The sequence below is a fragment of the Hydrogenophaga sp. BPS33 genome (assembly GCF_009859475.1).
In the GTDB taxonomy this organism is placed as follows: domain Bacteria; phylum Pseudomonadota; class Gammaproteobacteria; order Burkholderiales; family Burkholderiaceae_C; genus Hydrogenophaga.
Genome location: NZ_CP044549.1, coordinates 2263468 through 2278260 on the forward strand (window position 1 = coordinate 2263468; position 14793 = coordinate 2278260).

General features: G+C 66.4%; 11 protein-coding genes. 5 read left to right on the forward strand and 6 right to left on the reverse strand.

Translation table 11 applies throughout. The features are described 5' to 3' along the window. Nucleotides 1–20 precede the first annotated feature (20 nt). Nucleotides 21–2627, forward strand: a complete 2607-nt coding sequence (cphA, locus tag F9K07_RS10530) for a cyanophycin synthetase (protein ID WP_159592554.1) — start codon at nt 21–23, stop codon at nt 2625–2627. On the opposite strand, the gene F9K07_RS10535 is transcribed toward cphA, so the two are convergent. Continuing rightward, nucleotides 2616–3599, reverse strand: coding sequence for an endonuclease/exonuclease/phosphatase family protein (locus tag F9K07_RS10535; protein WP_236581991.1), 984 nt, complete (start codon nt 3597–3599; stop codon nt 2616–2618). The genes cphA and F9K07_RS10535 overlap by 12 nt on opposite strands. 143 nt (nt 3600–3742) lie before the next feature. After that, nucleotides 3743–5557 carry a DEAD/DEAH box helicase gene (locus tag F9K07_RS10540; RefSeq protein ID WP_159592560.1) on the reverse strand — a complete coding sequence of 605 codons (1815 nt, stop codon included), beginning with the start codon at nt 5555–5557 and terminating at the stop codon, nt 3743–3745. A gap of 311 nt (nt 5558–5868) precedes the next feature. On the opposite strand from F9K07_RS10540, the gene ettA reads away from it, so the two are divergent. The 3 genes from ettA (at nt 5869) to F9K07_RS10555 (ending at nt 10390) form a co-directional block, all read left to right on the forward strand. Then, the gene (gene ettA / locus F9K07_RS10545) at nt 5869–7530 is read left to right on the forward strand and encodes an energy-dependent translational throttle protein EttA (RefSeq protein WP_159592563.1); all 1662 of its coding nucleotides are present in this window, start codon (nt 5869–5871) and stop codon (nt 7528–7530) included. A gap of 120 nt (nt 7531–7650) precedes the next feature. Then, nucleotides 7651–8196 (forward strand): DUF1415 domain-containing protein, encoded by a 546-nt coding sequence (locus tag F9K07_RS10550; RefSeq protein ID WP_159592566.1) that lies wholly within the window; start codon nt 7651–7653, stop codon nt 8194–8196. A gap of 97 nt (nt 8197–8293) precedes the next feature. Further along, complete coding sequence (locus F9K07_RS10555) at nt 8294–10390, forward strand: DUF1631 family protein (RefSeq protein WP_159592569.1); 2097 nt, start codon at nt 8294–8296, stop codon at nt 10388–10390. Here F9K07_RS10555 and F9K07_RS10560 read toward each other — a convergent pair. After that, the gene (locus F9K07_RS10560) at nt 10387–11745 is read right to left on the reverse strand and encodes a TAXI family TRAP transporter solute-binding subunit (RefSeq protein WP_159592572.1); all 1359 of its coding nucleotides are present in this window, start codon (nt 11743–11745) and stop codon (nt 10387–10389) included. The two genes, F9K07_RS10555 and F9K07_RS10560, sit on opposite strands and share 4 nt — an antisense overlap. 419 nt (nt 11746–12164) lie before the next feature. Between F9K07_RS10560 and F9K07_RS10565 the strand changes: the two genes are divergently transcribed. Further along, nucleotides 12165–12719: an NYN domain-containing protein gene (locus tag F9K07_RS10565; RefSeq protein WP_159592575.1), complete on the forward strand. Its 555-nt coding sequence runs from the start codon at nt 12165–12167 to the stop codon at nt 12717–12719. Here F9K07_RS10565 and F9K07_RS10570 read toward each other — a convergent pair. The 3 genes from F9K07_RS10570 to F9K07_RS10580 form a co-directional block, all read right to left on the reverse strand. Beyond that, nucleotides 12703–12867: a hypothetical protein gene (locus tag F9K07_RS10570; protein ID WP_159592578.1), complete on the reverse strand. Its 165-nt coding sequence runs from the start codon at nt 12865–12867 to the stop codon at nt 12703–12705. The two genes, F9K07_RS10565 and F9K07_RS10570, sit on opposite strands and share 17 nt — an antisense overlap. Nucleotides 12868–12933: 66 nt before the next feature. Next, nucleotides 12934–13185 carry a hypothetical protein gene (locus tag F9K07_RS10575; RefSeq protein WP_159592581.1) on the reverse strand — a complete coding sequence of 84 codons (252 nt, stop codon included), beginning with the start codon at nt 13183–13185 and terminating at the stop codon, nt 12934–12936. Between the two features lie 70 nt (nt 13186–13255). Further along, nucleotides 13256–14737: a SulP family inorganic anion transporter gene (locus tag F9K07_RS10580; RefSeq protein WP_159592584.1), complete on the reverse strand. Its 1482-nt coding sequence runs from the start codon at nt 14735–14737 to the stop codon at nt 13256–13258. Nucleotides 14738–14793 lie beyond the last annotated feature (56 nt).

Here is a 14793-nt window from a genome sequence, read left to right on the forward strand (position 1 = left end):
AACCCACTGCGACCTCCTTTATGGACGTTTCCCGCATCCGGACCTTGCGCGGCCCCAATCTCTGGAGCCGCCACACCTGCATCGAGGCCATCGTGGCCTGCGAACCGCACGAAATGGACCTGCAAGCCCTGCCCGGATTCGAGCGCCGGCTGCGGGAACTCTTTCCCTCCGTGGGGCCGCTGCAGCCCAGCAACCCGCACCAGGAGCGTCTGTCGCTGGCCCACGTGCTCGAAGACACCGTGCTCGCCCTGCAGGCCCAGGCGGGCTGCCCGGTGACCTTCAGCCGCACGGCTGCCACGCTGGACACCGGCGTGTTCCAGGTCGTGGTGGAGTACAGCGAAGAAGGGGTGGGGCGTCTGGCCTTCGACCTCGCACGCGAACTGCTCGCGGCCGTGGCAGCGAGCGAGACGACGCATTTCGACGTGGACGCCGCCATTGCCCGCCTGCGCGCGCTCGATGAAGACGTGCGCCTGGGCCCGAGCACGGGCTGCATCGTCGACGCCGCCGTGGCCCGCAACATCCCCTACCGCCGCCTCACCTCGGGCAGCCTGGTGCAGCTGGGTTGGGGCTCGCGCCAGCGGCGCATCTGGGCCGCCGAGATCGACCGCACGAGCGCGGTGTCCGAATCGATCGCCCAGGACAAGGACCTCACCAAGGCATTGCTGGCCGCAGCCGGCGTGCCGGTGCCTGAAGGCCGGCCGGTCGCCGATGCCCAGGACGCCTGGGTCGCCGCGCAGGAGATCGGCCTTCCGGTGGTCGTCAAGCCGCAGGACGGCAACCAGGGCAAGGGCGTGACCGTGAACATCGTCTCGCGCGAGCACCTGGCACAGGCGTTTCGTGCCGCCGCCGAATACGGCCAGGTGATGGTCGAGCGTTTCCTGCCGGGTTTTGATTTCCGCCTGCTGGTGGTGGGCGACAAGGTGGTGGCCGCGTCGCGCCGCGACCCACCGCACGTCATCGGCGACGGTGAGCACACGGTGCGCGAGCTGGTCGATCTGGTGAACCAGGACCCCCGGCGTGGTGACGGCCATGCCACTTCGCTCACCAAGATCCGCTTCGACGACATCGCCCTGGCGCGCCTGGAGGTTCAAGGGCTTCAACCCGGCTCCATCCCCGAGATGGGCCGCCGCGTCGTGCTGCGCAACAACGCCAATCTGAGCACCGGCGGCACCGCCACCGACGTCACCGACGACCTGCACCCCGAGGTGGCGGCACGCGCCGTGGCCGCGGCGCAAACCGTGGGCCTGGACATCTGCGGCGTGGACGTGGTCTGCGAAAGCGTGCACGAGCCGCTGGAACAGCAGAACGGCGGCGTGGTCGAAGTCAATGCCGCGCCGGGCCTGCGCATGCACCTCTCGCCGTCGTTCGGCAAGGGCCGCCCAGTGGGCGAGGCGGTCATCGCCAGCATGTTCGATGCCGGTGACGACGGGCGCATTCCTGTCGTGGCCGTCACCGGCACCAACGGCAAGACCACCACCACGCGCCTGATCTCGCACCTCATGGCCGCCAGTGGCCTGCGCGTGGGCATGACCAACACCGACGGCGTGTACGTCGACGGCCGCCAGATCGACAGCGGCGATTGCTCCGGCCCCAAGAGCGCGCGCAATGTGCTGCTGCATCCCGACGTGGACGCGGCGGTGCTGGAAACCGCGCGCGGCGGCATGCTGCGCGAAGGCCTGGGTTTCGACCAGTGCCAGGTGGCTGTGGTCACCAACGTGGGCGCGGGCGACCATCTGGGGCTGAACTACATCACCACGGTGCAAGACCTCGCCGTGCTCAAGCGCGTGATCGTCATGAACGTGGCGCCCACGGGCTACGCGGTGCTCAACGCGGCCGATCCCATCGTCGCGGCCATGGCGGCCAAGTGCCCGGGCGGCGTGGTGTTTTTCGCGCAGGACCACGACCATCCGGTGCTCGCCGCGCACCGCGTGCAGGGCAAGCGCGCCATCTGCATCGAAGGCGACCGCATTCTGGTGACCGAGGGCAGCTGGCGCGTGCAGATCCCGTTGCAGGGCGTGCCGATCACGCGCGGCGGCACCATTGGCTTCCAGAAGGACAACGTCATGGCGGCCATCGGCGCGGCCTGGTGTGCCGGCCTGGACTGGGACACCATCGTGCGCGGCCTCTCCAGCTTCTCCAACGACGCCGACAACGCGCCGGGCCGCTTCAACGTGATGGACTACCGCGGCGCCACCGTGATCGCCGACTACGGCCACAACCCCGACGCCATGCGCGCCCTGGTCGAGGCGGTGAACGCCATGCCGGCCCGGCGGCGCAGTGTGGTCATCAGCGGCGCGGGCGACCGCCGCGACGAAGACATCCGCGAGCAGACGGCGATTCTGGGCGCGGCCTTCGATGACGTGCTGCTGTTCCAGGATGCCTGCCAGCGCGGGCGCGAAGACGGCGAAGTGCTGGCACTGCTGCGCCAGGGCCTCGACGGCGCGAGCCGCACGCGCGAGGTGCAGGAGATTCGCGGCGAGTTCATCGCCATCGACACGGCGCTCGCGCGCCTGCAACCGGGCGACCTGTGCCTGATCCTGGTCGACCAGGTGGAAGAGGCGCTGGCGCACCTGGCCCTGCGCGTGCGCGAGAGCGCTGCAGCGCCGGCCGCCGCGTCAGTCGGGTAGCCGCAGCCGCAGCAGCGCGCGCACGAAGCCGTGGTCGCTCAGGCTGCGGTCGCGGCCTTCGAACAGATGGTCGTTGAACACTTCGACGCGCCGCACGTCGCCCAGCGCACGCTCGCTGGTCGCCACGAACTCTTCGCTCACGAGAATCTGGTCCAGCACCTCGGGAAAGCCTTGGTGGATGTGGGAATAGGCCACGTCGCGGCGCAGCGCGAATTCGCCCTGCACGTCCCAGGCGCTGTAGAGAGCGCTGTCGCGGGCCCCCTTGTCGTAGGCGGTCTGTGAGGTCGCCGCGATGAGCTGCGTGGTCACGCTGTAAGGGCCGTCGTTGAGATCGCCCATCAGCACCAGGGGCAGTCGCGTGCGGTGCAGCAGCTCGACCACCTTCAGGCGCAGCGCGAGCGCTTCGCTGGCGCGCATGATCAACGAGCGCAGCGAGGCCAGCGCCTGAACGGCCGGATCGCTGGTGTCTTCGATGAGCTTGCCGTCGGCGTCTTCCAGGAACTTCGGCCGCTTGCTCTTGAGATGCGCGGTGATCACGCACACCTGCTGCCCCTGCTTGAGGCGCAGCGTGGCCAACAAAGGCGGGCGTTCGAAGCGCGTGTGCAGGCCCAGGCCCGGCACCTGCACCGCGGCGGCGGACGGGAAGTCGGGGATGGACGCCATCGACTCCACCTTGAGCCGCGTGACGAATCCCACCCGCGGCGTGCCCTGCGCGCCGGCCAGGCCAGGCCCGTTCTCGGCGCCGGGCACCGCGACCGCGTGGTACTGCAGGCCGCTGCGCGCCACAGCGGTGCGCAGCGCGTCCTCATCCCACACCTCCTGCACCGCCAGCACGTCGGCATTGAGCGCCTTGAAGCGGTCGCCCAGCCAGTCCACCTTCTGGTCGTAGTCCTTGCGGGTGTAGGGCGGCTGGTTGTCGTAGAAAGAGCGCCCGGGCAGGGCGAGGTTGAGCACGTTGCAGGTGGCCACCATCAAGGTGGTCCAACGCGGCAACGCCCCGTTGCCAGGGAGGACAAGCGGGGCGTTGGAGGGGTAGGCGGGAGGCGGTGGTCCGGGTTGCATCAACACACTGTAGTGTGAAACACCACGGCGCGCCGCAAGGCGCGGCGCGGGGGTTAGCGAATTCTGCCGTAGCTGGTGCGCAGTGGGTCGGCACCACCGCCGCGTTGTCCACCACCACCGCCACCATTGCCACCTCGACCGCCGCCCTTGCCACCGCGGTTGCCGGTGCGCATCGCGTCGATGCTGGTGCGCAGCGGGTCGGGCTGGCCGCCGGCGTTGGCCGGACGCGGACGCGGCTCGCGGATGCGCAGGCTGCCCAGGTGGGCGTTGGGGCCGGGCTGGCGTTCGTTGCCGCCATCGTTGTCGTCGCGCGGGCCACGGTCCATACGAGGACCTCGGTCTTCGCGGGGCGGGCGCTGGCCCTGTTGACCGCCGTGGCGTTGTTGTCCCTGGCGCGGCTGGCCATTGCCGCCGCCACCGCCGCCATGGCCATTGCCATTGGCGCGCTGACCGCCGCCATTGCCGCGGCGGCGTCCGCCGTCTCCGCGAGGACCATCGGCTGGTGCACCGTCACCGTCACCGGCAGGGCGCTGGCGCTGACCGCCACCACCATTGCCACCACGGCCCCCCCCACCCTCACTGGCCTTCTTCTCGCGCACGCGCTGCAGCATCTCGGTGCGCGCGGCCTTGGCAGCAGCGGCCATCACTTCGCGGCTGGGCGGCTTGCCGGCGCCGCCCCAGATGGTCTGGCGGCCCATCGCGATGGGCTCGGCCCTCTCGCCGGGCTCGGGCATGAACTCCTGGAAGATCTGCACCGGAATCTGCTGCTTGGTGAAGCGTTCGATTTCCATCATGAAACCTTCTTCGTCCAGGCTCACGAGGTTGATGGCTTCACCGCTGTTGCCCGCGCGGCCGGTGCGGCCGATGCGGTGCACGTAGTCTTCGCAGACGTTGGGGATTTCGTAGTTCACGACGTGCGGCAACTCGTCGATGTCGATGCCGCGCGCGGCGATGTCGGTGGCCACCAGGGCACGGATTTCGCCGCTCTTGAAGCCGGCCAGCGCCTGGGTGCGCGCGCCCTGGCTCTTGTTGCCGTGCAGCGCCATCGCCTCGATGCCGTTCTTGGTGAGGTACTCGGCCACGTTGTTCGCGCCGAACTTGGTGCGGGTGAACACCAGCACCTGGCTCCAGTTGTGCTGGTTGATGATGTGCACCAGCAAGGCTTTCTTCTTGCCACGGCCCACTGGGTGGATCACCTGGGTGATGCGCTGCACAGTCGTGTTGCGCGGCGTCACCTGGATGTGTTGCGGGTCCTTGAGCAGGGCGCTGGCGAGGTCGCGGATCTCGTCGCTGAAGGTGGCGGAGAACAGCAGGCTTTGTTTGTTGGCCGGCACCAGGGCCAGCACCTTCTTCACGTCGTGGATGAAGCCCATGTCGAGCATGCGGTCGGCTTCGTCGAGCACCAGGATCTGCACGGCGGACAGGTCCAGGAAGCCTTGCTGCTGCAAATCGAGCAGGCGCCCGGGGGTGGCCACCAGGATGTCCACGCCGCGCTTCATGGCGTTGATCTGCGGGTTCATGCCCACGCCGCCGAACACCACGGTGGAGCTCAGCGAGAGGTGCTTGCCGTAGACGCGCACCGACTCCTCGACCTGCGCGGCGAGTTCGCGTGTGGGCGTGAGCACCAGAGCGCGGATGCCCACGCCCCCAAAGCGGCTCTTGGGCCGCTCGCCCGCGGCCAGGCGGTGCAGCATCGGCAGGGTGAAGGCGGCGGTCTTGCCGGTGCCGGTTTGCGCGCCACCGAGCAGGTCGCGGCCGGCAAGAATGGCGGGAATGGCTTCGGTTTGAATGGGCGTGGGCGTTTCGTAGCCGTGTTCGCGCACCGCTTGCACGATGGCCGGGGCCAGGTTCAGATCGTCAAATGTCATTGTGATGAGGCGCCCGTCCGGGGCGCTGGGGGCATCGGCCACGCCGGTTGCCGATGCCAGTCTGGCTGCGGCGCCCGGTTCAGTCTGGGGCTGATGGGTTCAGGAAGTCGGTGTCGGCAAGTGGCTTGCAGGCACCCCGGCGAAGTGCCGGTGCCGGGCCAACTGATGTGCCCGACCGGCGTATTGTCGCACGAGTGCCCAAAGCATCCGCCATGGCCTTTGGGCAACCTGGGGAGTGCACCCCCGGCGCTGGCCGATAATCGTCCACTTCGCGCCCGCTCGAGGCGCTGATTTCACGCAAGAGAATCGCAATGGCTCAATACGTCTTTTCCATGAACCGGGTCGGCAAGATCGTGCCGCCCAAGCGTCAGATCCTCAAGGACATTTCGCTGTCCTTCTTCCCCGGCGCCAAGATCGGCGTGCTCGGCACCAACGGCTCGGGCAAGTCCACCCTGCTCAAGATCATGGCCGGCATCGACAAGGAAATCGAAGGCGAAGCCATCCCCATGCCGGGCATCCGCATTGGCTACCTGCCGCAGGAACCCCAGCTCGACGCGGAGCAGACCGTGCGCGAGGCCGTCGAAGCCAGCATGAGCGGCGTGCGCGCCGCACAGAAGCGGCTCGAAGAGGTGTATGCGGCCTATGCCGAGGAAGACGCCGACTTCGACGCCCTGGCGGCCGAGCAGGCCCAACTCGAAGCCATCATCTCCACCGCCGGCACCGACAGCGAACACCAACTGGAAATCGCCGCCGACGCGCTGCGCCTGCCGCCCTGGGAGGCCAAGATCGGCCTGCTCTCTGGCGGCGAGAAGCGACGCGTGGCGCTGTGCTGCATGCTGCTGTCCAAGCCCGACATGCTGCTGCTCGACGAACCCACCAACCACTTGGACGCCGAATCGGTGGACTGGCTGGAGCAGTTCCTCAAGCGCTTCTCAGGGACCGTGGTGGCCATCACCCACGACCGCTACTTCCTCGACAACGCAGCCGAGTGGATTCTCGAACTCGACCGCGGCCACGGCATTCCGTACAAGGGCAACTACTCGACCTGGCTGGAGCAGAAGGAAGCCCGCCTGGAGCAGGAGCAGCGCACCGAAGACGCCCGCACCAAGGCCATGAAGAAGGAGCTGGAGTGGGTGCGCCAGAACCCCAAGGGCCGCCAGGCCAAGAGCAAGGCGCGTCTGGCACGCTTCGAGGAGTTGAGCGACGTCGACTACCAGAAACGCAACGAGACCAACGAAATCTTCATTCCCGTCGCCGAGCGGCTGGGCAACGAAGTGTTCGAGTTCAAGAACGTCAGCAAGTCCTTTGGCGACCGTCTGCTGATCGACAACCTGAGTTTCCAGATCCCCGCGGGTGCCATCGTCGGCATCATCGGCCCCAACGGCGCGGGCAAGTCCACGTTGTTCAAGCTCATCAGCGGCAAAGAGCAGCCCGACAGCGGCGAGGTCAAGATCGGCCAGACCGTGCGCATGGCCGTGGTCGACCAGAGCCGCGATGGGCTGGCCGGTGAAAAGACCGTGTGGGAAGACATCTCGGGCGGTCTGGACATGATCACCGTGGGCAAGTTCCAGATGCCCAGCCGCGCGTACTGCGGACGTTTCAACTTCTCCGGTGGCGACCAGCAAAAGCGCGTGGGCACGCTGTCCGGTGGTGAACGTGGGCGCCTGCATCTGGCCAAAACCTTGGCAGAAGGCGGCAACGTGCTGCTGCTCGATGAACCGTCCAACGACCTGGACGTGGAAACCTTGCGCGCGTTGGAAGACGCGCTGCTCGAGTTTGCCGGTTGCGCGCTGGTGATCAGCCACGACCGCTGGTTCCTGGACCGCATTGCCACCCACATCCTGGCCGCCGAAGGTGACAGCCAGTGGGTGTTCTTCAACGGCAACTACCAGGAGTACGAGGCCGACAAGAAGAAGCGTCTGGGCGAAGAAGGTGCCAAACCCAAACGCTTCCGCTACAAAGCCTTGAAATAGGCCCACCCCTGCGCCCGCCCGATGCTCGGGCGGTCACCCCCTCAAGGGGGCGATGTCTTGGGCCGGCGGAGCCGGACCCTCGACATCTCTGGACCGTTCACCTCACTCCGCCGTTTCCTCATGACAGAAGACTTCGTTCTATCCGCCACGCGCCACTGGATCGAGAAAGCCGTCATCGGCCTGAACCTCTGTCCCTTTGCGCGGTCGGTGTACGTCAAGAACCAGGTGCGCATCGTGGTGAGCACGGCGCGGCACCTGGACGCGTTTCTGGACGACCTCGACCGCGAACTGGACCTGCTGCAGAACACGCCGGCCGAGCAGATCGACACCACGCTGCTGGTACACCCCACGCTGTTCCCCGATTTCGAGGTGTTCAACGACTTCCTCAATGTGGTGGACGACGTGGTGGCCGAGCACGAACTCGAAGGCGTGATCCAGGTGGCGCCCTTTCACCCCTTGTTTCAATTCGACGGCACCGAGGCCGACGACATCACCAACGCGACCAACCGCGCGCCGTTTCCCACCTTGCACCTGTTGCGCGAAGACAGCGTGGAGCGCGCGATCGCGTCCGACGCGGGCGATGCCGAAGCCATCGTGGAGCGCAATATCCAGACCTTGACCGACCTGGGCGCCGAGGGCTGGCACACCCTGATGTCAAAACCTTGAACTGGCGGTAAAACCGGGTGCCTTTTTCTGTTTCCTGGGTATAACTGCCGAGGACAATTCTTCATTCGAACCGTCTACGTGAGAAAGAACCGTCTGCATGGACGTCAACCACAACCAAGCTTTCGATGCCTGCATCCGGGACGCTCTCGTCCAGGCGCGAACGTGGATTCCCCGCTGGGTAGGCCAACTGCAGGGTGCGCTCAAGGAACGCGAGGCTGTCGCCAGCCATCTGAGCGAGCGGCAAGGCCTGTTGCAGGCCCGCACCCAGCTCGAAACGCACCGCGACCTGATCGCCACGCGCTTCCTGTCCGCCCTGGGTGACACGATCGGGAGCAGCGCTCCCGATGCCGGTGGCCATCCGCGCCGATCGGCCACCGTGAGCTTCGACGAGCTGGAGCTCATGGGCGACGACCAGGTGCAGGAAACCGTGGAACAGGCGCGGGTCCAGCAGGTCGTGAAGATGGCGGTGGACGACGAACTCGTGCGGCTGACCGCGCGCCTGAGCAGCGCCCAGGGGCTGTCCGTGATGAACCCCGATGCGAACCCGCTGCGCGTCGAAGTGTTCGTGGCCGCGCTGATGAAGTCGCTCAAGAGCGTGCATGTGGACGCCGCCGTGCGCGCGCGCTGGTTGCAGGTGGGGGCGATTCCCCTGGGCGATGCCTTGCGCGACATGTATACCCAGCTGAGCCGGCAGCTCGAGCGCGCGGGCGTGAAACCGGCGGGCTTTGGCGTGAGCCAGACGCCATCTGCCCGCCCATCTGCGGCAGCACAGAAGGACGAGTCGGTGTCGGTCCAGGAGGTGATGGACGACGACAACCTGCTCACGCTCGACCACCTGCACCAGTTGCTGGTGGGCAACCTCGATCTCAACGACAAGTCCAAGCACCCGAACGCCACTTCGGACAACGCGATGGGCCGCACCCTGGCCAGCGAAGTGGTCACGCTCATGCTCAAGCGCATCGCGGCCGACGAGCGCCTGCTGGCACCGGTGCGCCACATGCTGCTGGACATGAAGCCCGCGCTGCTGCAGCTGGCGCGCAGCGAGCCGCGCTTCTTCTCGGACAAACAGAACCCGGCGCGCCGCCTGTTGGACGCCATCACCGAGCGCAGTCTGGCCTTTACCAGCGAGCGCGATTCGGGCTTCGATGCCTTTTCCAAGCGGGTGCACGCCGTGGTGCGCGCGCTGCGCGAGCCGGGCGACGACCTGGCGGATCGCTTCCCGGCGCAACTGGATGCGCTGGAGCGGTCGCAGGCCGCCGCCGTGGCCCCGGCGCAAGTGCAGGCGCGTGGTCTGGCGGTGCAGACGCTGGTGCGGGTGGAGCAGCGCAACCTGCTGGCCGAGCGCGTGGCCACCGAAATTCGCACGCGCAACGATTTTCCCAAGACGCCCGGCGTGGTGCGGCGCTTTCTCACCGGACCCTGGTCGCAGGTGATCGCACAGGCGCGCCTGGAAGAAGCGGGCGCGGCCACACAGCCCCATGGCCGTTCGGCAGCGCAGCGTTACACCGACATGCTGCCCGACCTCATGTGGTCGAGCCAGCTGGCGCTGGCCAGCCTGAACCGCCCGCGCCTGGTCAAGATCATCCCCACGGTGCTGCGCACCTTGCGCGAGGGGTTGGACTCGATCGACTACCCACGCGAGAAGACCGAGGCGTTTTTCCAGGCGCTCATGGGCATGCACGAGGCGGCGTACAAGACCCAGCGCAACGACGCGCCTTCGGTCGACGAACAGCTCAGCGTGCCGCCCGATCTGGACGACGAACCCTGGATGCAGCGCAACGAGGCGCGCGATTCCTGCCTGATGGACGACGTGTTCAAGGACGGCCCGCCCACCACCACGCAGCCGGCCTTTCAGGAAACGCAGCGCATGCAGCGCGACTGGGCCGACGTGAAGACCGAGATCGCGGCACAGCACACCACCGACATCCCCGTGGGCACCTGGGTCGACATCCTGCAGGAAGGGCAGGCCGCGCGCTGGCAGATCACCTGGGCCAGCCCGCACGGCACACTGTTCCTGTTCACCGGCAGCGACGGCCGCTCGCTCTCCATGACCAAGCGCGGTTTCGAACGGCTGCTCGAGCAAGACCGCCTGCGCGTGGTGGCCCAGAACGGTGTGGTGGATGCGGCCCTGGACGAAGTGGCGCGCCAGGCCTGGCTGAACAGCGCCAAGGCCACCAACTTCGCCGGACTTTAAGACGCGGCGGCGGCGTCGGCGCGCACCGCGCGGCGGGGCGCCTGCAAGCGCTTCCTGACCAGGTGGATGTTGTTGCGCAGCGCATAGAGCTCGTCTGTGTACGAGAGCGGCACCACGATCTTCTCCACCTTGGACTCCATCGCATCGAGCTGCTCCAGCAGGTCCTCTGTGCTGTCGCTGCCACTCTCCGCGTGTTGTTCGATGTCGCGCAACTCGGCGTACCAGCGGAACACGCGCGAGCGGATGCGAAAGGCGTAGAGCGGCGGCACGATGCGCGAGAGCGGCAACGCCAGCACGATGATCAGGCCCATGGCCAGCCACACGCGCTCGATCATGTTGGCCAGCCAGAACGGCAGGTAGCGCTGCAGGAACGGTGGGCCGCTCTTGATGGCGCGCTGCGCCTCGGATGAAATCGGCACTTCGCTGTGTTCCAGGCTGGGGTATTCGCGCGCCTTGCTGAACCAGCTCGCTCCGCCGTGCAAGGTGGTGGAGGTCTGCGCGAAGAGTTGCAGGATGGCGGGGTGCGTGTCGCTGTGCGCGAGCAGGCTGGTGGTGGAGGCGACCAGGCGCACGTTGCGCGGCGGGATGTTGGCGGCCAGGTCCACCACGCCTTGCGGCATCACCACCGGCGTGAGGTAGCCAAAGCGCCGCGAATAGGCTTCGCTCTGTGCAAAGTCGAGCAGGCGGATGCCCGGGGTCTGCAGCAGCATCTGCACCATCAGCGACTCGGGCGCGGAGGCGAATACCACGGCGTCCAGCTCGCCGTTGAGGAAGGCCACCGTGGCCGGCGTCTGCTCCAGTTCGCTGAGCTTGAGTTCGGACGCCTGGAGGCGGTTGACGTCGAGCAGCGTGGTGAAGAGGCGCGGCACGCCGCTGCCGGGGGTGCCGACGTTGACGCGCCAACCCTTGAGCTCGGAGAGCTTGGTCACCACGGGCTTCTTGTGCAGGCGTTGCGCCGAGTCTTCGCGGTAGAACAGCCACAGCGGTTCGACGAACAGGCTGCCGAGCGAGACGATCGAATCTTCGTCGTCGTAGCCGATGTCGGCCGTGCCGCCCTGCACGAAGCCCAGGTCGGCTTCACCGTTGCGCAGCAGCTCCAGGTTGGCCGACGAGCCCTCGGATTGCTTGAGCTCGACGGTGATGCCGTAACGCGCCAGCGCTTCGGCATAGCGCTTGCCGAACTCGTCGTAAGCGCTTTGCGCCGGCCCGGTGGCCAGCACCACGCGCTTGGGCGGCGTGGGGTTGAGCCACCAATAGGTGAGGCAGAGCAGGGCGATGGTCAGAAACGCGAACGGGCCTGCGGACAGCAGCATTTCGCGCAGCGACAGCAAGGTGTATCGCAGGGTTTTGGGCATGGGCGCGACATTAGCACGGCGTGCCCGGTCTGCCTGTCTGGTGGGATGTAGCAAGGCGTTAACCGTGGGGTGTATGGGCACCGCCACCGCCCCGTGGCCGATTCGCGCTGCGTGAAGATTTCTTGCTCAATGCCTTGGATGCTTGCGATGCGTTGAGGTAAAGTCGCTCCCGCTCACGAAGGGTGAGTCGGGCCTGAGAACCCGTTGGAATTTGTCGCGGCCCGAAGGCCGCTGTTCAGCCCGCTGGTACAGCGGCCTTCTTCGTTCGTGCATGCTTTTTGGCGGCTCGGGCGGGAGGCCGCAAGGCCTGCCGGCTTTTCGCGAGAAATTCCCCGGTTCTCAGCCCGTTCGGGCCGCCGCCACTCTGTCACGTGGCGTCGGCTGTTCCATGAACAACGAACGCAATGGGAGAAGGCCGAATGGCGAAGCGTGCGAACAAGCAACAAAGACTCGCCGTGTTGATCGACGCGGAGAACGTTTCCCACACACTCATCCCTGCCATCCTGCTGCGCTGCGCCTGCTACGGCACGCTGCAGGTCAAACGCGCCTTTGCGGACTGGTCGCGGCCTGACATGCGCAACTTCCGCAATGTGCTGAACCGCAACGCGATCGAGGCGGTGCACCTCGTCTCCTACGCCCGCGGCAAGAACGCAGCCGACATCGCGCTCTGTCTGAACGCGATGGAGCTGGTGCACACCGGCCAGTTCGATGCCGTGTGCCTCGTGTCATCCGACAGCGACTTCACACCACTGGCGTTCACCTTGCGGCGCGCAGGTGTGCGGGTGTACGGGTTTGGGGGACGGCAAACGCCACGGGCTTTTGTGGCGGCTTGCAGTAACTTTATCTACACGGAGTCGGTGGGGGAGGGGGTGCCAACTTGTGCGCGTTCGGGAAGTGCGGGTGGGGCTCGAGATGCGGTGGTGATTTCATCGCCTGGGGGCTCGACGGACTGCAGTCTCAGAAGCATGGCGTGAGGTTTGGCTGGGACTTCACCGCCTCGGCAATCACGGCCTGCGGGTCTCCCCGGTGGGCCTCCATCGAGACCTGGAAGCCCACCGCCTCCAGCACGTTGCGGGCTTCCTTGATCTGCTTCGGCCCTTGAACCTGAGGCTTTCCCGCCATGAGCAGGTGGATGGGCAAACCGCTTGAGTAGCGGGCTTCCCGCAATCATCTGGATGCCCTGGCGGGTCACGCTGGAGCCATCGATGCCATGGCCCGCTCCCGCAGGCCGTTGAGGAACACCCTGCCGACTTCCCGGGCCGCGCGCGTCCTCGTCTCGTCCTCGTCGCTCAACTGCTTGAGCAGGTTCTCCTGGGCATCCAAGCCGATGGCCCCGCTGTGATCCTGCACGGCCTCCAGGCGCGGGTGCCGGTCGATGACGTGAAGCAGTTCCATCGGGGCCTGCATCCGCCGGGCCGCCCAGGTGGCGTAGTCCGCCACGCTCTAGGCGTACTTCGATTGGTCCACGCAGGCCAGTACTTTCTTGTCTTCGTTCATCTGGTGTTCTCCTTCAGTGGCCCATCAGCATGTCTTGCGCGCCATCCTTGTCGTGGATGCCGAAGCGGTCCACCATGGTTGAACTGGCCTCGTTCAAGCCGATGACTTCGACCTCCGCTCCCTCGCGGCGGAACTTGATGACCGCCTTGTCCAGGGCGCTCACGGCGGTGATGTCCCAGAAGTGGGCACGGCTCACATCGATGCGAACCTTGTCGATGACTTCCTTGTAGTCAAAGGCGTTGGAGAAACGGTCGGCGCTGGCGAAGAACACCTGCCCGATCACCTGATAGGTGCGAGTGCGCCCTTCGTCCTCGCTTTGCGATTTCACCCGCAGGACCTGCCCGACCTTGTGGGCGAAGAAGACGCCCGAGAGCAGCACCCCGGTCAGCACGCCCATGGCGAGGTCGTGGGTGGCCACGGTGACGGCCACGGTGGCAATCATCACCACGCTGGAACTTTTGGGGTGCTCGCGCAGGTTCTTGATGGAGCCCCAGTTGAAGGTGCCGATGGAGACCATGATCATCACGGCCACCAATGCGGCCATGGGAATCTTTGCTACCCAGTCCCCCAGGAACACCACCAGGATCAGCAGCACGACACCAGCAGTGAGCGTGGACAGCCGACCACGCCCCCCGGACTTGATGTTGATGATGGACTGACCGATCATGGCGCAGCCCGCCATACCGCCGATGAAGCCCGTGGCGATGTTGGCAACGCCCTGGCCCACGCACTCGCGGTTCTTGTCGCTCTTGGTGTCCGTGAGGTCGTCCACGATGGTCGCGGTCATCAGCGATTCCAGCAGGCCCACCACCATGAGGGTGAGCGAGTACGGGAAGATGATGGCCAGCGTCTCCCAGGTCAGCGGGATGTTCGGGATGAGGAACATCGGCAGGCTGTCGGGGAGGTCACCCATGTCGCCCACGGTTCGGATGTCGAGGTCCAGAGCGATGGCCACCCCGGTGAGCACGACGATGGTGACCAACGGGGATGGCACCGCCTTGGTGATGTAGGGTAGGCCGTAGATGATGCCTAGACCCGCCGCCGTCATGGCGTAGACGTGCCACGTCACGTTGGTGAGTTCCGGTAACTGGGCGAGGAAGATGAGGATGGCGAGGGCGTTCACGAAGCCCGTCACGACCGAGCGCGAAACGAACCTCATCAAGGCACCCAGGCGGACCCACCCAGCGATGACCTGGAGAATCCCTGTGAGCACCGTAGCGGCCAACAGGTATTCGAGCCCGTGCTCTTTCACCAGCGTCACCATCAGGAGGGCCATGGCACCCGTGGCTGCGGAAATCATCCCCGGTCGGCCCCCAGTGAAGGCAATGATGGTGGCGATGGAGAAGGAGGCGTAAAGGCCCACCTTGGGGTCCACCCCGGCGATGATGGAGAAGGCAATCGCCTCCGGGATGAGTGCGAGGGCGACGACCAGTCCCGCGAGGAGGTCGTTGCGCACGTTGGACAGCCAGTCCTGGCGTAGTGTTTGAAGTGACATTGGGAAATGGCCCTCGCGGTGATGCGAAGGCAGAAAGCTCTGCAAGAGGGGTGTGA

Excerpts from the sequence above, each read along its gene's own strand:
- F9K07_RS10550 (WP_159592566.1), top strand. The coding sequence starts at position 7,651 with ATGACAGAAGACTTCGTTCTATCCGCCACGCGCCACTGGATCGAGAAA.
- F9K07_RS10555 (WP_159592569.1), top strand. The coding sequence starts at position 8,294 with ATGGACGTCAACCACAACCAAGCTTTCGATGCCTGCATCCGGGACGCT.
- F9K07_RS10570 (WP_159592578.1), bottom strand. The coding sequence starts at position 12,867 with ATGGCGGGAAAGCCTCAGGTTCAAGGGCCGAAGCAGATCAAGGAAGCC.
- F9K07_RS10565 (WP_159592575.1), top strand. The coding sequence starts at position 12,165 with ATGGCGAAGCGTGCGAACAAGCAACAAAGACTCGCCGTGTTGATCGAC.
- F9K07_RS10535 (WP_236581991.1), bottom strand. The coding sequence starts at position 3,599 with ATGGTGGCCACCTGCAACGTGCTCAACCTCGCCCTGCCCGGGCGCTCT.
- F9K07_RS10540 (WP_159592560.1), bottom strand. The coding sequence starts at position 5,557 with ATGACATTTGACGATCTGAACCTGGCCCCGGCCATCGTGCAAGCGGTG.
- cphA (WP_159592554.1), top strand. The coding sequence starts at position 21 with ATGGACGTTTCCCGCATCCGGACCTTGCGCGGCCCCAATCTCTGGAGC.
- ettA (WP_159592563.1), top strand. The coding sequence starts at position 5,869 with ATGGCTCAATACGTCTTTTCCATGAACCGGGTCGGCAAGATCGTGCCG.
- F9K07_RS10580 (WP_159592584.1), bottom strand. The coding sequence starts at position 14,737 with ATGTCACTTCAAACACTACGCCAGGACTGGCTGTCCAACGTGCGCAAC.
- F9K07_RS10560 (WP_159592572.1), bottom strand. The coding sequence starts at position 11,745 with ATGCCCAAAACCCTGCGATACACCTTGCTGTCGCTGCGCGAAATGCTG.